Here is a 23,110-nt window from a genome sequence, read left to right as displayed (position 1 = left end):
GAGGTCGCATGATGAAAGTAATCGTGATTGGCGGTGTGGCTGGTGGCCCGTCGTTTGCCACCAGGTTGCGGCGATTAGATGAAAGTATTCAGATTTTGTTAGTTGAACGAGGCGCGCATATTTCGTATGCGAGTTGTGCCTTGCCTTATTATTTAGGCGACACGATCACCGATTTGGATTCGTTGATCGAGCGGACGCCAGAAATATTGAAGGTGAAGAATAATATTGATGTCTGGGTCCATCATGAGGTGACCAAAATCGATCCCGTTGCCAAGCAGGTGACAATTATCAATTTGGAAACGCAGGAACGTCGTCAAGAAGACTACGATGTCCTAATATTGGCAACCGGCACGCGAGCGGTTTTGCCAGCGATCAAGGGGATCGACACGATGACGAACGGCTTTACGCTACGTAACGTCACCGACGCGACCAAAATCAAAACGTTTATTGAGTTGAAACAACCGCGACGGGCAACAATTGTTGGTGCCGGAGCGGCGGGCTTGGAAATTGCGGAGAATTTCCGGCAGCGAGGGTTGGCAGTGACGGTGATCGACCGACTCGCAAGCGTGGCGTATCCGTATGACGCAGAGCTAGCGCAAATTATCGAGGCTGAGTTAGAAAAGAACGGCGTGCAACTTAAATTAGACACGACGGTTGTTGAAATCCAAGAGCAGGGACATCGATTAATCTTAAGTGATGGCACAACTTTGCAGACCGATTTGTTGATTCTCGCCACGGGGGTCCAGCCAAATAGTGAATTGGCAGCGGCTGCAGGTATTCAACTGGCGGACAATCAACATATTATTGTCGACGAAAAATTAGCCACCAATATGCCGGATATTTACGCAATAGGGGATGTCGTTCAGACCACCAGCTATATTTCCGGTTTGCCGATTCCGAGTTTGTTATCAAGTGCCGCTAATCGGCAAGGCCATCTGTTGGCGGACATTATTCATGGTGAGAAGTTAACGTATCGCGGTTTCATCGGAACGGGTGTGGCGAAGATATTTGACTTGACCATGAGCTTCGTCGGCTATACTGAGCACACGTTGGAATCAGCTGGGATCACGGACTACAAAACAGTTTTGATCACCCCATTTGATCACGCCAACTTCTATCCAGAAGCGAAGCGATTAAATTTAAAATTAATTTTCGAAACCGCAACTGGCAAGATCCTCGGGGCTCAGGCAGTCGGCGAACGCGAGGTTGATAAGCGGATCGGTGAACTTTCTGCCGCGATCACGGGTAAATTGACGGTTTTTGATCTACCGGATTTAGAATTGCCTTATTCGCCACCTTATTCGACCACGCGCGATCCAGTCAATACGGTCGGTTATGTTGCCATTAATCAGATGAGCAATCGCGTACGCTCGATCAAGCTGACAGATATTCCTGCTAAAGACCTCGAGACCGCATTCTTCTTAGATATTCGCGAATTAAACAAACCAGCGATGGGAAGTGTACAGGCCACCGTGAATATTCCGCTGAGTGAACTGCGGGATCGTTTAGCCGAAATTCCCACGGATCGTCAAGTTTATATCACCTATCGTCAGGGATTGAATCCGTACAATGCGGCGCGAATTTTAGCCGGGAAATCGATCGATGCCTGGTTGATTCAAGAATGACTTTTAAATGTGTTTTCAAAGCTGTGCGGTTCTTGAACACTGATGTGGGATTTGCGTAATGTCTTATTTTAGCATGGAAAAAAATAATGATCATATTTTTAATTCGTGACTAACACGCAATTAATAGCTAGTCTTTGAGGGGCCCAAAGTTGTATAATGAATCTATTCTAAGAACAAAAGGAGAAATCATGGCAGAATTAACACATTTTTATCAGGTATTCAAACCAACGCATTACAATGTCTATATCGATATTAACCGTGAAACTAAAAAAATCTCCGGTAAAACAGCGATTACGGGCTTAGCTGAAACTGAATCGATTTCAATTCATCAGAAATATTTAACGATCGAATCTGTTTTGGCTGACGGGCAATCGGTGCCATTTACTGTTGACGATGCTGCCGAAGCCATTCGAATCACTTTGCCTAAAGCTGGTGAAGTGACACTAGAAATCACTTATACGGCTAAATTAACGGACACAATGATGGGTATTTATCCGTCATATTACGAAGTCGATGGCGTTAAGAAACAAATTATCGGTACTCAATTCGAAACAACTTCTGCTCGCCAAGCTTTCCCTTCTGTTGACGAACCAGAAGCAAAGGCTACTTTCGACGTTGCCATCAAGTATGATGAGCATGAAGGCGAAGTGACTTTGGCCAACATGCCAGAAGTTCGCTTTGAAAACGGCGTTCATTATTTTGACACGACGGTTAAAATGTCGACTTATTTGATTGCGTTTGCCTTTGGTGAATTGCAAGGCAAGCAAACGACAACTAAGAGCGGTGTTCAAGTCGGTGTATTTGCCACGAAAGCACATCAACCAAAAGAGTTGGATTTCCCACTAGATATTGCCAAACGCGCAATCGAATTCTATGAAGATTTCTATCAAACACCTTATCCATTGCCACATTCATGGCAATTGGCTTTACCAGACTTTTCTGCAGGCGCCATGGAAAACTGGGGCTTGGTCACTTATCGTGAAGTTGCGCTCTTGCTCGATCCAGACAACACGACATTATCAGCAAAACAATACGTTGCAACTGTTATCACGCACGAATTGGCTCACCAATGGTTTGGCGATCTCGTGACGATGAAGTGGTGGGACGATCTTTGGTTGAATGAAAGTTTCGCCAACATGATGGAATATTTGTCTGTTGATGCACTCGAACCAGATTGGCACATTTGGGAAACTTACCAAACCTCAGAAGCACCCGCTGCTTTGCAACGTGATGCCACTGATGGCGTTCAGTCTGTGCACGTTGAAGTTGAAGATCCCGCAGAAATCGATTCGTTGTTCGATGGCGCGATCGTTTACGCTAAGGGCTCACGGATGTTAGTCATGGTTCGCGCTTTGATCGGCGACGATGCTTTACGCAAAGGCTTGAAGAATTACTTCACGGCTCATCAGTATGGCAATGCCACTGGTGCAGATTTATGGGCGGCTTTAGGTGATGCTTCTGGCATGGATGTTGGCGCGATCATGAAGTCATGGTTGGAACAGCCAGGTTATCCAGTGGTTACCGCAGAAGTAGTCAATGGTCAATTAACCTTGTCACAAAAACAATTCTTTGTCGGTGAAGGCAAAGAAGTTGGTCGCCAATGGCAAGTGCCTTTGAGCAGCAATTATGATGCTGTACCAGAATTGTTGACGGAACAAAGTATCACGGTTGGCAACTATCAAGATTTACGTGAAGCCAGTGGCGAACCATTCCGTTTAAATGTCGGCGACAATTCTCACTTCATTGTTAAATACGATGATCAATTATTAGCAGATATTTTAAAGAATGTTGATGCCTTAGATCCAGTTTCTCAATTGCAAATTTTGCAAGACTTGCGCTTATTAGCTGATGGCCGTCAAGTTTCTTATGCGACGATCGTGCCATTATTGCCACGCTTTGCCAACAGTCAATCCGCAATTGTCAACTCGGCTTTATACCAGGTTGCCAATACGTTGAAGCAATTTGTTGAACCTGATTCTGCCGAGGAGCAACAATTACAAGCCTTCTTCGATCAATTGAGTTCAGATCAAGTGGCTCGTTTGGGTTGGTTGGCGAAAGCTGACGAATCTAACGACGATCAATTAACGCGTCCTTACGTTCTGAACGCCGCACTCTATGCCAAGAACGTGGATGCCATTGCGTCGGCACACGACCTCTTCAAAACACATCGTGATAAGCTCGCTAGCTTACCTGCTGACGTGCGTGTGTATGTCTTGCGTAATGAAGTTAAAAACTTCGGTAGTGCCGAATTAGTCAACGAATTATTTGCCGAATATCGTCAAACCGTTGATCCTGGCTACAAAGAAAGTTTGCGTGCAGCCATCGTTAACACGACTGATTCTGATTTGATTGAATTGGTCGTTGCTAAATTCAAAGATGCTGAAACAGTTAAGCCCCAAGATTTACGTTCATGGTATTATGGCGTTTTAGCAAACAACGATGGTCAACAAGCAGCGTGGGATTGGTTCCGCAAGAGCTGGGATTGGCTCAGTGAATCATTAGGTGGCGATATGGAGTTCTCTTCATACATCACGGTGACTTCTCGCGTATTCCACACACCAGAACGTTTGGCTGAATTCAAGACTTTCTTCGAACCTAAGTTGAACACACCAGGTTTAACTCGTGAAATCAAGATGGACACGAAAGTTATCGAAAGTCGCGTTGATTTGATTGAAAACGAAAAAGCTGCGGTTAATGCAGCGGTTGCCAACGCGGTCGATTAAGATATTTTTGGGGAAAAGACTTAGATTCAGAATCTGACGTTTTTCTTAAAAATTGAGATAAACAGTTTTAAGTGAGTACCGTATTGTCAGAAAAACTTTCAAATGGCGTTCAGATTTTGTTGATAAAATCTGAACGTCATTTTTTGTGCGAAAATCATGAGTGTCGGCCATCGTGTTGATGACTAGTCATTTTCGCCCAGCGCTATTTTGGCTAAGTCCTGACAAACAACGTATAATAAAGTAACGAGTGTTTTCTCAACTCGATGAAAGTGTGGATGCGTATGTCAAAAGATTCTTTGAGCGCACAAGTGACTCAGATTCGGATACAATGGCGACAAAGCGATGATCGCCGCGATGCTGGATTGCCCACGGAGATTCCTGAAGTAACCCGTGTGAATGACTTACAGTATGGGAATGATTCCCAATATAATTTGCTGGATGTTTATTTGCCTAAACAGCATGGCGCAAAGATTCCCGTGATCGTCAATATTCACGGCGGTGGTTGGGTTTATGGCACCAAAGAAACCTATCAATTTTATGGACTCGGCTTGGCTAAAGATGGTTTTGCCGTGATCAACGCGAATTATCGCTTAGGCCCAGAAGTCACTTATCCGAGTGCGCTCGATGATATTAATGACGTCTTCCACTGGTTGGCGGCGCATGCAGACGACTATGATCTCGATACCGACCACGTTTTCATCGTCGGGGACAGCGCGGGTGGTCAAATGGGCGAACAGATTTTGGCGATCTACACCGATCCAACTTATCGACGTTATTTCAACTATGAGCTTCCTCAATTGAAAATTCGCGCGGCGGCATTAAATTGTGGTGCTTATTTCATCGGCGACCCAGGCATGATCACCGACGGACCAGCCGCCTATTTTCCAGAAGAGGTTGTGCGTGACCACCAGACTGATTTACAAGTTGAAAATTTTCTGACGCCTGAATTACCGCCGATTTTTCTCATGACGGCCAATAATGACTTCTTGCGCAATAATGCTTGGCAGTTGGCCGGATTCTTGCGCGCCAAACAGATTTTCCACGAAATCCATATGTATGGCGACGATCAAAATCCACGCGGACATGTTTTCCATATTGACCAACGTGATGAGCTTGCCAAACAGTGCAATGAAGATGAACTTAATTTCTTCCGGCGGTATTTGAAATAGGATGAGTTTTGTTGAGGAGGACGATTTTTGAAATTCCAGCAAATCAGGTACACTTTTTCTGAAACCTTCAGGATTTTTTAAGCATTTACACCTATCTCCGCCATATTTAGGGCGTACAATGAAAGAGAATGAAAATTCGAAAGGAAGATTTACTGTATGGCTTATCGCACGCCACCCTTAATTTCACCGGCATCATTGGTTTCGATCGTCTTGGCACTGTCGTTGATCAACATCGTGCACACGTCGACAGATGCCACGGCCAAACCGCAGTCCAGTGAGGAATATTCGCAAACAGTTAGCAGTATTAAAGCTAAGAAAAATTCGAGTTCGAGTAGTCTGTCGAGTGCAAGTTCTAGCTCGTCGAAATCGGAGTCGTCTTCTTCAGAGAGCTCTGAAGAATCGAGCCGCTCGGTGGATTCAAGCGCTTCAAGCAGTTCGGCAACAGATAATAGTGAGAATACCACAGATAATTCTGAAAGTAGTTCGTCGGTCGATACCAGTTCGAGTAGCACGCCGTCTCACTCAAGTAGCAGTAGTTCGACCGGTGCCAACAGTTCGAGCAGCTCGGCAAGTAGTACCAGTACCTCGTCGAGTTCAACATCGGCGCCAGCAACCAGTTCATCGACTGCTCAGTAAGGAGGACCAGCATGTTAACAGCATTAGAAATTGCCAACAAAGTTTTAGGTTACTTCAATATCAAAGATAAACCGAAAAATCGCATGTTTACGCTGATCGGATTTTTTGCCAATTTTTATTTATTATATTTAGCCATCACTAATATGCGTTATGCCGGCTATCGATTGATCGGGCTCGGTTTTTTAGCTGCGTTTTTACTGGTGTTTTATTTTGAAGTGTTAAATTATTTTTATTACTTCACAGACAAGCGATTCAAGTTCGATGTTTCGCCGTGGATCGAGAAAAAATTAGGTGGCCATCCTGCCAATGCGGCGACAACACAACCGGTAACTTTCGCACAAAACGTGCCATCTGCCGGTCTGTTTGATCGCAAGCAGGTTTTGCCCGTCGAATTAAATATTACATTTGCTGAACAGCAGCATATCGATGATCTCGCACAGGAATTGATTACGCAAGGTTATTTGAGCCTGAATTATAATGGCTTAACTGATCGTGATCTGTACGCCCAAGCGCAACAGAGTCACGAGCGATTGTTCGCAATGGGCACACCGTTACAATTGCCATTTTACGAAATCAAAAACGAACATGGCCACTTAGTTTTGTACGCGGGTGTCAACGCACTGTCAGAACAGGCGGTGGGTGATATTCGCAAGGTCGGCCTGACCAACGCGGATCTGGCGCAGGAGAAATATGATTTGGTCGTCGCCAACAGCTTCTTGCGTGGTGGTCCATATAAAATCGCCGGGCGCGGCGGGTTGATCGAAAATACGGAGCCGTATGAAATCGTGGCCGAAGTCGCATACCAACCGAAAAAAGTAAATCAGCAATAATTGCGTAATTAGCATAGAGAGGTATTTGCTCTATGCTTTTTTGTTGGGCTCCGGTGCAATTTGTAGTGGGAAGCAATTTTGAAGGCTTTGCTGATGTGAGGTAGGATTTAGTTTGGTTCCGTCAGAACGCTACAGAAAATAGTTGCGCCTCGCTGTGGGGATGACTTTTAAAGTTGCCAGCTGATTCATGAAGGCTTTGTTTGCGTGAGGTAATATCTTGTTCGGTTCCGTCAGAGCGCTCCAGAAAAAATTACTGCTTACTCTGGGGATGACTTCAAGCCTTTTGAAGCCCGCAAAAGTCTTGAAGATCACCCTCGTTCTAGTGGGACTTTAGATTTGCGGATAACTATTATGGTGATCAACTTTTCTGATTTACTTTAAAAATAAAATTAAGTCCCACAAGAACGATTTCACAGTGATCAGTAATTTTTTCTTCCGCGTTCTGACTCATCTCGGCAGTTTTATAGTGCTGACTCTAGTCAACGTCTAGTCCTGTGCGACTGATTTTAAGCGCAACTTTAATTTCTAGAGGACGAAAGGCGGACTTGATCATCACACAAACTTTTTCGTTCAACTATTTAAAGTAAAGGCAACAATGTCAATCAAGCTTGCGGTACCCTGTTATTCCAATCCTAGCCTAAATGAAATAAGTTTAGGCAGAAGTTGCGGAAGAAAATAGTGGGATTGCAGTGGTATTTTTGTTAACGAACGGTCTTCGTGAGTTTACAGAAAGGGAAAATGTGAGATCCGGCGCTTTTCCGGAGCTCACATTTTAGGCGGAAAACTTTTGGCGCTCGTCCAAAAGCTTGGAGCCGTCCCCACAGCAACTCCCACTATTTTCTGGAGCGACTTCTGCCGAAGGTAGATTGGTTTTCACACACTACGGACGACAATTCGCTTTTTTCAATTGGCTGAGAGCCGTCCCCACAGCAACCTCCCACTATTTTCTGGAGCAACTTCTGCCGAAGGTAGATAATTTATATAGGTCTATAGCAGCACACGTACTAAACAGAAGGGTAGAGGTAGTAATTGTTTCGAAAGAGGGAATGCCTCTTTCTTTTCAGACCATTTTCGTTTACCATTGAAGTTAGCAAAGCAAAGGGTTGAGTCGATGGAACCACAAACAATTCTCAAAGAAAAATTCGGATATGACACATTCCGCACCGGTCAGCAAGACGTGATCGATGCAGTTTTGGCGGGCGATAATGTCCTAGCCATCATGCCAACGGGCGGTGGGAAATCACTATGTTACCAGATCCCGGCATTAATTTTATCGGGCGTGACTTTGGTGGTCTCGCCACTGATCTCGTTGATGAAAGACCAAGTCGACGCGTTGAATGAGAACGGCATTCCCGCGACGTTTATTAACAGTAGCCTCGATTATCAAGAAATTAATTATCGCTTTCAACAAGCAGCCTCTGGTGAAGTTAAGTTGCTCTATGTGTCACCAGAACGCTTAGATTCGAATTATTTCAACGGTCTGGCACAATTACCCATCGATCTGGTTGCCATCGATGAGGCCCACTGTATATCGCAATGGGGGCATGATTTTCGGCCGAGTTATTTGCGGGTCACCGAAATTATTCAGCAGTTGCCTAGCCAACCGACAATTATTGCGCTGACCGCAACCGCGACGCCGAAAGTTGCCGAAGATATCATGCATCTTTTGAACGTGGACAAAGAAGTTAAAACCGATTTTGCACGGCCGAACTTGTCGTTTAAAGTTGTTAAAGATCAAGACAGTGATCGCTTTTTGTTGGATTATTTGAAGGTCAATCCGGATCAGTCGGGGATTATTTATGCCAGCACGCGTAAGGAAGTCGAACGTGTGACGAAGCTGTTGGCCAAGAATGACGTGGCAGTAACCATGTATCACGCGGGTTTGTCGCCACAACAGCGCCGGAAAAATCAGGAAGACTTTTTATACGATCGATTGCCAGTGATGGTCGCGACCAATGCGTTCGGAATGGGCATCGACAAGAGTAACGTGCGCTTCGTGATTCACGATCAAGTTCCGGGGACACTGGAAGCTTATTATCAAGAAGTGGGGCGAGCCGGCCGTGATGGCTTGCCATCTGATGTGATCCTTTTATTTAAATTGGCGGATATTCAGATCCAGCATTTTTATATTGAAAAGTCTGAGATGGATGATCGTAATAAGCATCTCGAATATTTGAAGCTTCAAGAAATGCAGCAGTATGCGAACACGCAACAATGTTTGCAACAATATATTCTGAACTACTTTGGTGAAAAAGGTCCGGTTTGCGGGAATTGTAGTAATTGCCTCGATGATCGTGAAGCACAAGATGTGACCATCGATGCGCAAAAAGTGTTGTCGTGTGTGAAACGGATGGATCAGCGCTTCGGTAAAGTTTTGGTCGCCCAAGTTTTAACGGCGTCCAAAGTTAAGCGCGTGACCCAAATGCATTTCGACGAACTTTCCACCTACGGCTTATTGAAAAATCAGTCGCAAAAGGCAGTCTCAGAATTGATCGACTTTTTAACGGCATCGGGTCATTTACGCGCGGCTGGTGGCGAATATCCTGTGTTGCAACTGACGAGTACGGGATTAGCAGTCTTGCAAGGCAAGTCGCAGGTTTTCCGCAAGATGGCAGTCAAGGCGAAGCAATCGTTGCCGGTCAATGATGAATTGTTTGAAAAATTGCGGGCGTTGCGGCGTGAGTTGGCTGAACAACAGAGCGTGCCGCCATTCGTGATTTTCTCAGACCAGTCGTTGCACGAGATGTGCGCACAAATGCCTACGACTTTAAACGAAATGCTAGCGGTCAAAGGCGTTGGTCAGGCCAAGTTAGAAAAATACGGCCAACAATTTTTGGATGCCTTGGCAACAGACTAGGTTGAAGTTGCCTGTTGAGTTGATTGATTGCGGGCAATTTTAAGTTGGTGTGAAATTAGGGCTGCGTGTTTAAGTACCCTTGAATTAAGTAACTAGCGTCATGATTGCAATGACAGAGCGAACGGCGTATTCTCGAGTTAAGAGCGTAAAACCATTTCGTCAGCCTAGATAAAGATTTTTTTGCGAGTTGATGAGCGCGATGGTTCTTGTTTTTGGCACTTAAATTTGATTGAAGTGGGAGAATAGCGATGAAAATTTTTGTAGCGGGTGGTTCTGGACGGGTGGCAGCCGAATTGATCAAGGATTTGGTTGCAGATGGCCACGAGGTGATCGCGGGTGCGCGTCATCCGGAAAATGTGGCGGTGCTTGATCATGTTCAAGCCGTTGAATTGGATTTGCACGCGGAAGTTAGTGACATTGCTGAAGTCATTGGCAATGTCGATGTGATTTATTTCGTGGCCGGTTCGCGCGGGAAAGATTTATTGCAGACGGATGCTTTTGGTGCGGTCAAAACAATGTGGGCCGCCGAGCAGAATGGCGTTAAGCGGTATGTCATGCTGAGTTCGATTTACTCAACCGAACCGAATGAATGGCATCGTGAGGGCATGAAGCAGTTGATGAATTACAATGTGGCCAAGTTTTTTGCCGATGATTATTTGATCAAGAATACTGGCTTGGATTACACAATTCTGCAGGCCACGAGTTTGACCGAAGAATCAGGCACTGGCAAAATCAGCCTAAACGTCGGTGAGTCGAATGTAAATCCGATCCCCGATGTTGCGGAAACCCTAGCCGAAATATTGAATCATGAAAATACGATCGGAAAAACGATTGCGATGTGCAGTGGTAGCACGCCGATCGAAGACACTTTAAGCCAGTTATAAAATCTAAATTTGAACACAGAAAAGCGCCGTAAGTTGATGTCGTCAGGACACAACTTACGACGCTTTTTAGTTAGGTCGTCGATTTGAGGCGTTTCAACAAATAATACCAGTTCCCATAGTGATTTTTCGTCAGTACGGCAAATAATAAATCGAATTCTGCCACTTGCGGTTTGGCAAGTTGAGCGCCGAAGACTTGTGCTTCGTAGCTGGCGGTGATTTGTGTGAAAGCAGCGGGTAATTCAAGTTGGTGATCGATCTGGTGCGCATAACTGGTCAAGGATTGGCTCGGCGCACGTTTGGCAACAATGCGCAATAACCACAGGAGTTGGCGATAGAAATGCGGGAATTTGGCCGCGGTAATTCTGCGGCTACGTTGATGAAAGACAATCAACAGAATTCGCGGCGCCGTCAAAATGATCAGGAGCAAAATAATGATCAAAAGCACCAGGCGTAACCATTCTGGTATTGAAGTTGAGTCGTCTGTTTGCGTGTCAGCGGCCGTCTGGCTGGATGACCGCGTAGAAGTGGCTTTGCTAGACGCGCTCGAAGAACTAGAACTGCTCGATTCCGACTGGCTTGAGATCGAAGTGGTTTCTGAACGTTCCGTCGTGGCCTGTGGTTGATCCTCATTATAAAATCCGGGCGTTGGTTCGAAGGGTAACCAACCGTACGCGGGGAAATAAACTTCTGGCCATGAATGTGCGTCGGAATTTGTGATCGCGTAACGCTTTCTACCATTGGCTAATTGCTTAACTGCCGCGCCGTCATTGAAGCCCTTGGTCCAGCGCGCGGGAATATTTAGGGTACGTAACATGATCACCATCGCGCTGGAAAAATTATCGCAGTAACCGATTTTAGAATCGAAGAGGAAGTAATCGACGTAGTCCCGATTTTTCGGGGTTGTTGGTGTGTCGACTTTTGAATAAGTGAATTGATCGTCCGTCGATAAAAAGTCCGTGATCGCAGTGACTTTATCGTAATAAGTCGGTGCATTTTTGGTAACTTTCTCAGCCAGCGTCTTGATTCGGGCGGGAAGTTTAGCAGGAAGTTGTAAATAATAGGACATCGAAGTTAAGTCGACGGCGCCGACGTTTTCAAGTTGGGCATCGGTTACGTTTTTGTCGGCTATGGTCATGTCGATCGTTTGGTAAGCGATGTTGGTGCTAGGATATAAACGGTTGGAGGTCTGATCGTAATAACTCAGTTCCGGGCCGGGACCTACGTTGGTCAAGGTTAGCTTTCCATAGGGCAAGGCAATAAATGATTGTTCCTGGGGATTGATGATTTCAACTTGCTCAGGGGTCGAATCGTAGATGCTATCGGCAGTCTCCTCATCTTTGAGCACGAGCGGCCATTCTTGGGTGGTCTGAGAGTAAGGTCTGGGATCATCACTGGTTAATATGCGCCCCATGCGTTCCCAGCCCTTGCCATCATAAGTATCCTTGGCGCCGACTCGCAAATAATGCGGTGTTCGCTGAATGACAGTCATGATAACGGTATTGTCGTCGTGGATCGGTCCGCCCAATTTCTGATTGTTTTCGGTAAATCCGGTTTGGCGACTGCGATCGGCGTAGGCATCGATGGCGTCATAGAAGCCCGCTGCGTTCAACCGATTTCGTAGCGCGACCGTGTTAACAACGAGGTTGCCGTTAAAAGTAGTCTGCGTATTGACCAGATAAAAAATTCCAGAGACGATCAATATCGGAAGCAGGCCGATCGTCATGATTTTCCACGAATGGTCAGTTGAAAAATTACGCCAAATCAGCAGTAAGCACAAAATCAAACTGACTTGAAAATAAGCGCCAAGTAAATCGTTGCCATTAAAAATGTGCACGGCCATTAAATAGGCTAGGGCAATCAAGACCGCGATCAAAGGCTGCTGATAATCGATGATCAGCATGAATAAACCCATAACCAAGATCAACCCGAGTGTGACCGCCAAGGTTTGCGGCATATCGACGCCGCCAGTGTTGCCGAGTTGTAAAATCGTCTTGTAGATTTGCGGGAAATATCTGCTCAGCCAACTGACGAAATCGAGTCGATTCGTTGCCAGAAGACGTGATAACCAGAAGAGCAGATCGAAGACAATGATCAAGAGCTTGAGCAGCTGATTGAGGCGGGTTAAGCTCAGTCCCCAGACCAACAGACCGGAAAAAATGATTGCTCCGATCAAAAGGCTCGTGTTGTCGATGGGGTTGATGGACACGAAGACGCGCATGACCACGGCGACCAGCCATAAACTCAGACCTAAGGGAATTAAATTACGAAGCCACTTGGGCATGCTCATCCCTCCTTGCCACAACTAAATTCATTCGCGCACTTTGAATCGACGCCGCTTGGTCATTGACCTGTACATAAATCAACGCGGTTTTTCCGAATTGTGTTTTCAAGCCATCATAGGTTAGCTGCTGACTCCCGAAAATAATCAAAGTCTGTTTGGGACTGGGACTAGTCGCCATCAGATTTTTCAGTGCGACAGGACTGGCTTGTAATTCCGCGAGTTCGGTCCAAGTTGGCGCCTCATAAATGCGATCAGTTACATAAAGACTACGTTCCCAAAGCGTCGTATTTGCGGCCAAGCTAAAAAAAGTACCGAGTCGAATTTCAAACGCGTCGTCAGGCTCACCGAGAAAAATTCCCTGCCAATGCACGCGCTTCTCGGGTTCATTCTTGCGAATAATAATATTGTCTTCTTTAGCAGTGATTTTCCAGTCGATCATATTGATCGGATCGCCAACGCGATAATTGCGTAATGATTGCAGATCCATCGAAGTTAAGGCGGTGTCTTGCGCGGCAGCCTGGACCATTTGCACCAGAGCCGCCGCAATCTTATTGGCAAAATCGGTCTCGATTTGTGGACCAACGACTAATGGTTGATGCCATTTTAAGCGGCGTGATTTTTTGGCGATGCCAAAAAAATCACTGGCCGTGACCGCCAAGGGCATACTCGTGTAAACGCCGCGGTCGAGTGCTTGCGACCAAGTGAAGGGCGTTTTCTGCCCATAATAAATGGTGGATAGGAGTGGTTCAGTGGGACTTTTAATTACAATTCGTGGAAAAAACCCGCGGCCCTGCAAAACGAGTTGTAGAGGTTGTTGAGAATCGTGAGCATGAATTTGTTGCGCCGAATGTTCAATTTGTAATTTTTTCAACGGCCAGGCCAGACTTAATAAGCTGAGAACGATCAGCATAAAGGCCACGTTAGTCACGAATAAACTGGAGCTGGTATTGAAAATAATCCCGAATAAACTCAAAACGATCAGACAGAAAAAGTAACTCATATTGCGCCAAACGTGTCGCCATTTCATTTACTCACCCCGAATCGGTACGGGAATACTTTTGACGATGTCGCTCAAAATTTGATCACGAACGCTGGCATTGCTTGCGTTTAAAATGATACGGTGTCCAAAAACCGGTTGGATCAGCGCCTGAATGTCGGCGGCGATCACGTAATCGCGACCGTTCGTCAACGCGAAGGCACGGCTTGCCGCCGCCAGTGCCAATGAACCGCGGGGACTGATACCTAAGCGGACTGAAGGATGTTGTCTAGTCGCAGTCGCTAAATCGAGAATATAGCGCAATAACACGGGATCGATGTGAACAGACTGAACGGTTTGTTTCAAGTCGATTAATTGGTCGTGGCTGACAACTTGCTGAATTTCAAGATTTGGTTCTGATTGTCTTTGGGTCAATAATTTCAGCTCGTCGTCGAAGTTGGGATAACCAATGCTGAGTCGCATAATGAACCGGTCCATTTGCGCTTCTGGCAGCGGATAAGTGCCTTCGTAATCAGTCGGGTTCTGAGTTGCCAACACGAAAAAACTATCGTCGAGATAATGAGTGGCGCCATCTAACGTGACCCGATTTTCTGCCATGGCTTCTAATAAGGCGGATTGTGTGCGTGGGGTAGCGCGGTTGATTTCGTCGGCGAGTAAGAATGTGGCGAAAATTGGCCCGGGTTTGAATTCGAATTGATTTTTTTGCCGGTCGAAAATCGAGACGCCGATAATATCACTCGGTAATAAATCCGGCGTGAATTGCACTCGATTGTAAGTGCCCGCAAACGTGGTCGCCATCGTTTTGGCGAGGGTGGTTTTGCCAACGCCGGGAACGTCTTCGAATAGCGCGTGGCCGTTAGCGAGCAGGGCAGTTACGGTGAGCTGCAAAGTTGTGCGTTTGCCGACGATCACCTTTTCCATTTCGGTGATGGCGTTATCTATCAATGTTTTTGCTGCTTCGATTTCCATGTTGTGCCTCCCGCGATTAAATTCTGATCTGCGCCCGTTGTTATGATGTGATAATTGTTTGGTTGTTAACGATTACATTTAGTATACCTGAAATATTTGGGAGTGGGTAAAAAGATAGCGCTCTTTGAATAATATATTTCAAACGTGCGAAAAATAATCTACCTGCGGCAGAAGTTGCTCCAGAAAATAGTGGGAGGTTGCTGTGGGGACGGCTCCAAGCTTTTGGAAGTACGCCAAAAGTTTTCCGCCTAAAATGTGAGCTCCGGAAAAACGTCGGATCTCACATTTTCCCTTTCTGTAAACTCACGAAGGCCGTTCGTTAACAGAAATACCACTGCAATCCCACTATTTTCTTCCGCAACTTCTGCCTAAACTTATTTCGTTTAGTGAAGGATCTGAATAACAGGGTTCATCAAATTTGATTAACATTGTTGCCGTTACTTTGAAAAGTTGAACGAAGAAGTTTGTGTGATGATCAAGTCCGCCTTTCGTCCTCTAGAAATTAAAGTTGCGCTTAAAATCAGTCGCACAGGACTAGACGTTGACTGGAGCGACCACTATAAAACTGCCGAGATGAGTCAGAACGCGGAAGAAAAAGTTGCGACTCGCAGTGAAATTGTTCTTGCGGGACCAGATTATTTCTTAAACGTTCTCAGATAAGTTGACTAATAATGCATTTCTCCACAAAACCATAGTCCCGCTAGAACAAGGGTGATCTTCAAGACTTTGCCGATTTTGCAAAGGCTTGAAGTCATCCCCACAGCGAGGCGCAACTATTTTCTGGAGCGTTCTGACGGAACCAAACTAAATCCCACCTCACGTAAACAAAGCCTTCGAGAATTAGGGTGAGATTTTAAAAGCTAGCACACAGCGAGGCGCAACATTTTTTTGTAGCATTCTGACGGAACCAAACTAAATCCTGCGACACGCAAACAAAGCCTTCAAAACTATCTCATGAATTTTTCCAGCGTTAACAAAAAATAAGCCGTAAAATTTCCACTTATATTTACTTTGAAGTATGATGATTACAGAGCGTTCTGCTCGTCAATTGAAGGGAGATTTATCGATGACAACACATTATGAAGCACAAATTGTTTCACTCAATGCTGACAAAATTGGTCATGCTGCTTATGGTCACGCGACGTTCGAAGTCGCTGGCGAAGAGTTGATTATTCGGATCGAAATGCACAACACACCTGCCAAAATGGCGCACTGGGAACATTTCCACGGTAATCCGGATGGTTCGCAGGCGTTGATTGCCACTTTAGCGCAAGATAAAAACGGTGACGGTTTTGTTGATTTGCCTGAGACAGCAGCTGTTTCGGGCACAACGATGGTTCCCTTTGATGATGCGCCAGAACACATGGATATTCCCCATGATCGTTATCCCGTTTCCGATGAAAATGGCGATTTCGTCTACGAGAAGCGCGTTTCATTGCCAGAGTTGCAAGCTAATTTCAAAAAAGCGTTCGGCGATGATGAGCTGCACCTAGAAAAACGTGTGATTTATATTCACGGTGTGCCCGCTAGCCTAGATTTGCCCGAGAGTGTAGCTGGCATGGTTGGTCATTATGATGCACACGTGACACTGCCGATTGCAACCGGTCAGATTTTAGCAATGGATTAGCGTCGTTCAATTAAAAAATATTCACAAATTTTCTTTGTGAGGCTGAACCCCAATAATTGGTTAAATCCAAATTATTGGGGTTCAGTTCTGCAATCGGATGATTTTATCTTTTCGCGTTATAATTATTAACAATATTGATTCAGCTGAGTTTAATCTAATGGAGGTGTTCGTCAATGAAACATTTCGACAATATTATTATTGGTTTCGGCAAAGCGGGGAAGACGCTGGCTGCAACTTTGGCGCAACACGGCAAAGAAGTACTTGTAATTGAAAAAGACGCGCAAATGTACGGTGGGACTTGTATTAACGTGGCTTGTATTCCGACTAAGAATTTAATTACCAGTGCGCAGCGTGGCGTGTCTTATGGACAAGCGATTCAGATCAAGAATCAATTGACTGGTAAGTTGCGTGACAAAAATTATCATAAGGTGGCCGATCAAGAAACGGCCACGGTTTTGAATGCAGATGCAGAATTTTTGGACGATCAGACGCTGTTAGTCAAAGATGATTCTAGCGAGCAACAATTAACCGCCGACCGTATCTTTATCAACACAGGGTCAAAAGCATTTGTGCCTGCAATCGAGGGGCTCCAGGAGAGTCGGCATGTTTATACGTCGCAAGAATTATTGGCGCAAACGGAACAAGTTCAACATCTGGCGATTCTTGGTGGTGGACCGATCGGCTTAGAATTTGCGTCGATGTATGCGCAGTTTGGCAGTGAAGTCTCGGTGCTAGTCAACCAACCACAAGTATTGCGTGGGTTTGAACCAGAAGTTGCGCAGATGGCTAGCGAAGATTTGCAGGCAGATGGGATTGAATTCCTTTTGGAAAGTGAACTGGTTTCTGTACACGATACCGAAGATGGCGTCGAACTTTCCTATCGGCAAAATCATGAGGTGCACACCTTAACAGTGGACGCTTTATTGGTTGCGACCGGTCGGCAGGCGAATGTGGCTGACCTGCATTTGGAGCGGACTTCGATCGAACGAGGCAAACATGGCGCGATTGTCGTGAATGAGAAGCTAGAAACGACCGCGCCTAATATTTGGGCGCTGGGAGATGTGAATGGTGGGCCGCAATTCACTTATGTTTCGCTGGATGATTGGCGGATCGTCAACAATCAATTGTTCGGCGATCAAACGCGCACGTTGGCCAATCGTCCTGCTTTTCCACGGGTGACTTTTTTGAAGCCGGCGATTGCCACGGTGGGTCTCACCGAAGCGGAAGCGGTTGCGCAAGGCTATCAACCAATCGTTAAAAAATTAGCTGCGGCGGCGGTTCCCAAGGCGCAAGTTTTGGGCGATGCGCGCGGTTTATACAAAGCCGTGGTCGATCCACGAAACAACACGCTATTAGGCATGACGATCTATGCCGAAGAGGCTTACGAGACGATCAACTTGATCACGTTGGCGCTGAATCAAAAAATTCCGGTGACGGAATTGCGGGATCAGATTTATAGCCATCCAACCATGACCGAGGCACTTAACGATGTTTTCGCCTAACTGCTACATTTTAAAACGGAATTAATAATGAAGCTCGGCATTTACATGCCGGGCTTTTTTCGTCGGGAAAATTCGGTTGTTTGCGCTATCAGGCTACGTTATAATTGGGCAAGATAGGCGGTGAGCCCGTGAAATTATTAATTATTGAAGATGAACGTGTTTTAAGAGAAAGCATGATGACGTTTTTTGCGGCAACGCATGAGGTCGATGGCGCGGCGTCTTTGAAAGAAGCCGCACGCAAATTACAGCAGTCCAACTGGGATGCGCTGATTTTAGACTTGACCTTGCCTGATGGTGACGGCTTAAGTTGGTTGCGTCAGTGGCGACAGTTGATCAGTGGCAAAGTGTTGGTGCTAACGGCCAACGATCAAGAATCAACGGAAATCGCCGGCCTACAATTGGCGGACGATTTTGTCGTCAAGCCGGCCAGTTTACGCGTGCTCAAGGCGCGACTAGCAAAATTAATGCCGCAGTCAATTTTGACGATGGGTCAGCTAGAGATTGCTTTGGCAAAAGGACAAGTGTTGCGAGCAGGGCGGCCGATCACGTTGACGGCAACAGAATGGCGCTTGCTAGTTTATTTTGCGCAGAATCAACGACAATTAATTAGCCGCGAGCAATTGATCGCGGTAATTTGGGATGCACACGATAATTTTGTCAACGACAATACGCTAACGGTGACCATCAAGCGCCTGCGTGAAAAATTAGAACCAGATCCAACCCAGCCTCAATTAATTCGGACGATTCGCGGAATGGGGTATTTTGTCGATGTTTAAAAATCATTATTTGCGCCAACCCGAAACGCGTAGCATCGTTTGGCTAGCAATCTGTTTGGTGATGATTGTTGGTGCTGGACTGTTTACCAGCTGGTGGGCGTCTTTTCAAAACGGTTGGTTATTATTAGGCCTATTCATTCTGGTGGCTGCCTTAATTACGGTGGCAAGCTGGCGCTGGATGCGAGAAATCACGCAACGTTTGACCGCAATCGACGATCAATTACGCGCGGCGCGAACGGGACATACCGATTATCAGATGTCGCTCAATGATGAGGGACTTTTTTCGTCGTTGCATAATGAGTTGTATCATTACGTGCGCCAGACTGAGGCAATGCGCGAAGATTTGGATCGGGATCGCCAACAATTAACGGTGGCGATCACCGACATCGCCCATCAATTGCGGACCCCGATCGCGACGATCGATAATCTAACGGAATTATTAGCACCAGACAATGTCACGACGAGTCGAGCAGAATTATTACAACAAAATCAACGTTTAGCCAAATTAGTCGAACAATTAATTTTAATGGCGAAAGTCGACACGCACACATTGAGTCAAGCACGCGAGCAAATGAGTGTGGACCAATTATTGCATCAAAGTTTGAACTATTTATTGCCACTGATTGCGGATGCCGAGTTGCGTTTGGATTGGCAAATTCCCGCGGCGATGGAAATCAGTGTCAACGTCAGACTGATGCAAGAAGCGATAATTAATATTTTAAAAAATACGGTTGAACACGCACCGACGCATTCTACCGTTACGATTTCAGCGAGTGCAACGCCAATTTCGACGGTGATCAGTGTGACTAATCATGGTGAGCCCATTCCAGAAAGCGACTTGCCACATTTATTCGAGCGCTTTTATCGGGGAAGTCAGAGTTCGCAGAATAATCTTGGAATCGGGTTGGCGATTGCAGAAGGCATCGCTAAGGCTGGCGATGGGCGCCTGTCTGTGAATAATGTGGCCGCTGGCGTGGAATATCGGCTGGAACTTTTTAAATAATGTCACTTGATTGTCACTTACAACGGGTAGACTGCAAGTTAAGAGGTGAAAATCATGTCAATATTAACAGCAACTGATCTTGTCAAGGATTATTCGGGTGAGGAACGGCCGGCGTTGGATCATGTCAGTCTCGCAATCGAACCCGGTGAATTTGTCGCCATTGTCGGGCCGTCTGGTTCGGGTAAATCGACGTTATTACATTTATTGGGCGGTGTTGATCGACCAACGAGTGGCACGGTGCAACTTTACGATACCGATCTTTATTCGCTGAACGAAACCCAGCTGGCGATTTTTCGGCGGCGGCAGGTCGGCTTGATTTATCAATTTTATAATCTGATCCCCAATCTCACGGTCGCAGAAAACATCACGTTGCCCGCAGAGTTAGATGGCAAAAGTATTCCCCAAGCAGAATTAACCGCACTCTTGGCTTCTCTGGGATTAGTCAACAAGGCGGATGCGTTGCCGAGTCAACTTTCCGGAGGGCAGCAACAACGGGTCGCCATCGGTCGGGCACTGATCAATCAACCGGCAATTGTGCTGGCGGATGAACCGACGGGAAATCTCGATCAACGCAACTCACAAGAAATCATGCGGCTATTGCATTATGCCAACGTTAAAGAAGGCCAGACAATCGTTGTGATCACCCATGATCCTTTAATTGCGCAACAGGCTAGTCGGGTAATCACGATCGAAGACGGCCAGTTGCAACCAAGTGAGGGGTGATCAGATGTCGATTATGACTAAACTAAGTATTCGCAGTTTGCGGACAGAATTAGCACGCACGATCATGACTATTCTCGCCATGGCAATCGCCGCGACGATGGCAGTGGCAGTGCTAGTTGGGCTGCGCAGCATGCAAATCAGTATGTACAATTATTATGTAAAAGATAGCGCCGGCCAGCAGGTTTCATTCAGTGGGGTCAGTCGTCAGCGCGTGAAAGCCTTTCGTGATGAAGAGGCGTTTGCAAACACGGCCGCGTATACCACCAAGAATAATGTTGCGATCAAAGAAATTAAGGCTGGCGAGTATGGCGCTGATAAAGATAATCCCTTGACCCAAATCACGATTACCCCCGCTGATCTCAAGTTAGCTGGGAAGCAATTACTGGTAGGTGGTCGGTTACCGCGAAAGTCCAATGAAGTGATGCTCTCCGAGATGCTGATCGGCGGTGATGTCAAGATCGGTCGTACGATCACCGTTAAAACCGGCCAAGATACGCACAAGTATCGAGTTGTCGGCGTGATGTCACAGTTCAAAGGCTTTTTAACGGAAGGACAAATTATTCATACAGCGTCGACCTTACCGGCTGGTCGCCAAGTCGTGATGGCAAAGGTGAAGTCAACTCGTGACATTCATCAGAAAATGCCAATGCTGGCCAAACGTTATGGTGTGAAAGCTCGTTCAATTATCTATCAGGAGCAAGCCTTAAATATAATTGGCGAATCTGCTGATTCAAAAACGAAGTGGGCACTAGTCGCCGTTGTGGTAGCTGTATTAGCCATTATTGGCGTGGCTGCGTTGATTATGATCTACACGAGTATCAATCTGACGGTGAAGGCTCATCGTCAACGTTATGGCTTACTACGATCAATTGGAACCACGCCGAAACAATTGCACCATTTGGTTTATCAACAATCGCTCCTACTAGCAGTTCCCGCTTTGATCTTAGGTTATGGCTTTGGAATCGGTGGGATCACACTGGCGATGACTTCGCTGAAACGGATGTTTGCCAATCATGAATTGCCACTCGATCTGGTGCTGGTTGTTGATTGGCTGCCGTTATTGATCGCAGCCGTGTTCATGATCTTGATCACGTTACTTGCAGCGGCGAGACCGGCATACAAAGCTAGTCGTGTCACGCCAATTGTCGCGATCAGAGCATTAGACCCGTCACCGAAATTAACAAAGCGTCATTTAAAGTCAACTTGGCTGATCCGTCGAGTTAAACAACCGATCATGAAATTGGCACTGAAAAATTATCGCCGGAGTTCCCGCAAATGGTCGATGTTAGTGACGCTGACGACAACGGTCACAATTTTCGTCGGACTCACGGGCTTTGTTCGTAATGTCTTGCAGGATCAAACACCAAGCTACACCGCTGACATTACCGGTACTTTGCAGAGTCAGGAGATCGATATGCAAGATATTAAACGTATCCTGACTGAGCAAGGTGGCATCAAAGAATCTCAGGTAGTGCGTGAAATGTCTTTGATGATGATGGGCAAGGCGAAAAAGTGGTCGCATAGACAGTTGTGGTTATACGTGATTCCTAATGACGTGGCTAAAAAAGAATTTAATAGTGTGCCAACCGTCATCAATGGCAAAATATACAATACTACGGCGGATGGGAAAGCAACGGAGAAGTCGCTCGTTGAGCCGGATGATCCTAGAACGCTCAGCTTCACGACGGAAAATCTGGATGATCAAGGAAAGCAAACTAAGACCAAAATCATCACGACTCATTTCAATCTTGCTACCCACGAATCGTTGCCACAGTATCAGTTGATATTATATCCAGGCGACAGTGCATTGGTAATCTCCCAATCAACGTTTGAAAAGTGGGCACCGACATTAAACGTGGATGATAGTCAGCTAACTTATAGCTTAGGATTAACGTTGAAAGATCGGGAAACTCACACGGCGTTTGTGAAGGCTTTGAAATTAGAGTTGGGTGATATTTATATCTATGATCAAGTCGCAAATGCCCGCGAAGCTGAAGCAACGCTTACCGCCATGCGGACAGGTGTTTACGGCTTTATCACGTTGCTGTCACTGATCAGTCTGGCCACGATCATTAACCATACTTTTGCTGCGCTATTGGAACAACGACGTGGATTAGCAATCTTACAATCGGTCGGGACGACCGCTAAACAGATCACGGGGATGTTAAGTATTCAGAACGCCCTGTTGCTGACTCGCGGTTGGGTTTTCGGTAGTGTGCTTGGCAGTGGTATTGCCCGCGGACTCTATCAGCTGATGAGTGCAGGTCAAATATCGGACAAGTCATTTCATTGGCCGATCATCGAGATAGTCGTAACTGCAGTAGCGCTACTCTTGATCGGCGCAGTCTTTGCGATAGTCACCTGGCGAATGATCCGCAAACAAGACATTGACCTGATGATCCGCACCGAATAAAGTGGCGCTTCAAGTACGCGAATCACGGGTCTATCAGCACGCAGAACTAACGCCATCCAAACGAATGAGACGTTAATATTAAGCTTTTATCTACC

The 23,110-nt window shown here is 46.0% G+C and carries 17 protein-coding genes; 14 read left to right on the top strand and 3 right to left on the bottom strand.

Annotated elements, in window-relative coordinates:
- Nucleotides 1-11: 11 nt before the first annotated feature.
- The 7 genes from EKM67_RS01925 to EKM67_RS01895 all read left to right on the top strand — a co-directional run bounded on the left by EKM67_RS01925 (nt 12) and on the right by EKM67_RS01895 (nt 10,724).
- Nucleotides 12-1,625, top strand: a complete 1,614-nt coding sequence (locus EKM67_RS01925; RefSeq protein WP_125576760.1) for an FAD-dependent oxidoreductase — start codon at nt 12-14, stop codon at nt 1,623-1,625.
- Nucleotides 1,626-1,813: 188 nt separating this feature from the next.
- Nucleotides 1,814-4,348, top strand: a complete 2,535-nt coding sequence (locus tag EKM67_RS01920; RefSeq protein WP_125576738.1) for a M1 family metallopeptidase — start codon at nt 1,814-1,816, stop codon at nt 4,346-4,348.
- Nucleotides 4,349-4,629: 281 nt separating this feature from the next.
- The gene (locus EKM67_RS01915) at nt 4,630-5,517 is read left to right on the top strand and encodes an alpha/beta hydrolase (RefSeq protein WP_125576736.1); all 888 of its coding nucleotides are present in this window, start codon (nt 4,630-4,632) and stop codon (nt 5,515-5,517) included.
- A gap of 156 nt (nt 5,518-5,673) precedes the next feature.
- Entirely contained in the window at nt 5,674-6,153 is a 480-nt protein-coding gene (locus tag EKM67_RS01910) for a hypothetical protein (protein WP_125576734.1), read from the top strand.
- Nucleotides 6,154-6,164: 11 nt separating this feature from the next.
- A complete protein-coding gene (locus EKM67_RS01905; RefSeq protein ID WP_125576731.1) occupies nt 6,165-6,983 on the top strand; it encodes a DUF6681 family protein in 819 nt (272 codons plus the stop codon).
- A 1,111-nt stretch (nt 6,984-8,094) separates the two neighbouring features.
- Entirely contained in the window at nt 8,095-9,840 is a 1,746-nt protein-coding gene (recQ, locus tag EKM67_RS01900) for a DNA helicase RecQ (RefSeq protein ID WP_125576729.1), read from the top strand.
- A 248-nt stretch (nt 9,841-10,088) separates the two neighbouring features.
- The gene (locus tag EKM67_RS01895; RefSeq protein WP_125576727.1) at nt 10,089-10,724 is read left to right on the top strand and encodes an SDR family oxidoreductase; all 636 of its coding nucleotides are present in this window, start codon (nt 10,089-10,091) and stop codon (nt 10,722-10,724) included.
- Nucleotides 10,725-10,794: 70 nt separating this feature from the next.
- Here the strand turns inward: EKM67_RS01895 and EKM67_RS01890 are convergent, their stop codons facing one another.
- From EKM67_RS01890 to EKM67_RS01880, 3 genes are read right to left on the bottom strand one after another with little or no spacing between them, the layout of a single operon-like run.
- Complete coding sequence (locus tag EKM67_RS01890; protein WP_164506530.1) at nt 10,795-13,005, bottom strand: DUF4129 domain-containing transglutaminase family protein; 2,211 nt, start codon at nt 13,003-13,005, stop codon at nt 10,795-10,797.
- Nucleotides 12,986-14,032, bottom strand: coding sequence for a DUF58 domain-containing protein (locus tag EKM67_RS01885; RefSeq protein ID WP_125576722.1), 1,047 nt, complete (start codon nt 14,030-14,032; stop codon nt 12,986-12,988). Before EKM67_RS01885 ends, EKM67_RS01890 begins: the two co-directional genes overlap by 20 nt.
- Complete coding sequence (locus EKM67_RS01880; protein ID WP_125576720.1) at nt 14,033-14,971, bottom strand: AAA family ATPase; 939 nt, start codon at nt 14,969-14,971, stop codon at nt 14,033-14,035. It abuts the gene before it with no gap.
- Between the two features lie 471 nt (nt 14,972-15,442).
- On the opposite strand from EKM67_RS01880, the gene EKM67_RS01875 reads away from it, so the two are divergent.
- The 7 genes from EKM67_RS01875 to EKM67_RS01845 all read left to right on the top strand — a co-directional run bounded on the left by EKM67_RS01875 (nt 15,443) and on the right by EKM67_RS01845 (nt 23,015).
- Nucleotides 15,443-15,631: a hypothetical protein gene (locus EKM67_RS01875; RefSeq protein ID WP_125576718.1), complete on the top strand. Its 189-nt coding sequence runs from the start codon at nt 15,443-15,445 to the stop codon at nt 15,629-15,631.
- Between the two features lie 406 nt (nt 15,632-16,037).
- Nucleotides 16,038-16,598, top strand: a complete 561-nt coding sequence (locus tag EKM67_RS01870) for a hypothetical protein (protein WP_125576716.1) — start codon at nt 16,038-16,040, stop codon at nt 16,596-16,598.
- A gap of 173 nt (nt 16,599-16,771) precedes the next feature.
- Nucleotides 16,772-18,100 (top strand): FAD-dependent oxidoreductase, encoded by a 1,329-nt coding sequence (locus EKM67_RS01865; RefSeq protein ID WP_125576714.1) that lies wholly within the window; start codon nt 16,772-16,774, stop codon nt 18,098-18,100.
- A gap of 128 nt (nt 18,101-18,228) precedes the next feature.
- A complete protein-coding gene (locus EKM67_RS01860; RefSeq protein WP_125576712.1) occupies nt 18,229-18,876 on the top strand; it encodes a response regulator transcription factor in 648 nt (215 codons plus the stop codon).
- A complete protein-coding gene (locus EKM67_RS01855) occupies nt 18,869-19,879 on the top strand; it encodes a sensor histidine kinase (protein ID WP_125576710.1) in 1,011 nt (336 codons plus the stop codon). The genes EKM67_RS01860 and EKM67_RS01855 overlap by 8 nt, the downstream gene beginning before the upstream one ends.
- A gap of 54 nt (nt 19,880-19,933) precedes the next feature.
- Nucleotides 19,934-20,602, top strand: a complete 669-nt coding sequence (locus EKM67_RS01850) for an ABC transporter ATP-binding protein (protein ID WP_125576708.1) — start codon at nt 19,934-19,936, stop codon at nt 20,600-20,602.
- 4 nt (nt 20,603-20,606) lie between these two features.
- On the top strand, nt 20,607-23,015 hold the full coding sequence (locus tag EKM67_RS01845) for an ABC transporter permease (protein ID WP_125576706.1): 2,409 nt from the start codon (nt 20,607-20,609) through the stop codon (nt 23,013-23,015).
- Nucleotides 23,016-23,110 lie beyond the last annotated feature (95 nt).

It is taken from the genome of Lapidilactobacillus mulanensis, from assembly GCF_003946215.1.
GTDB lineage: Bacteria > Bacillota > Bacilli > Lactobacillales > Lactobacillaceae > Lapidilactobacillus > Lapidilactobacillus mulanensis.
Note: the sequence above shows the minus strand (reverse complement) of the source record. Positions and strands in the feature narration are given on the sequence as shown.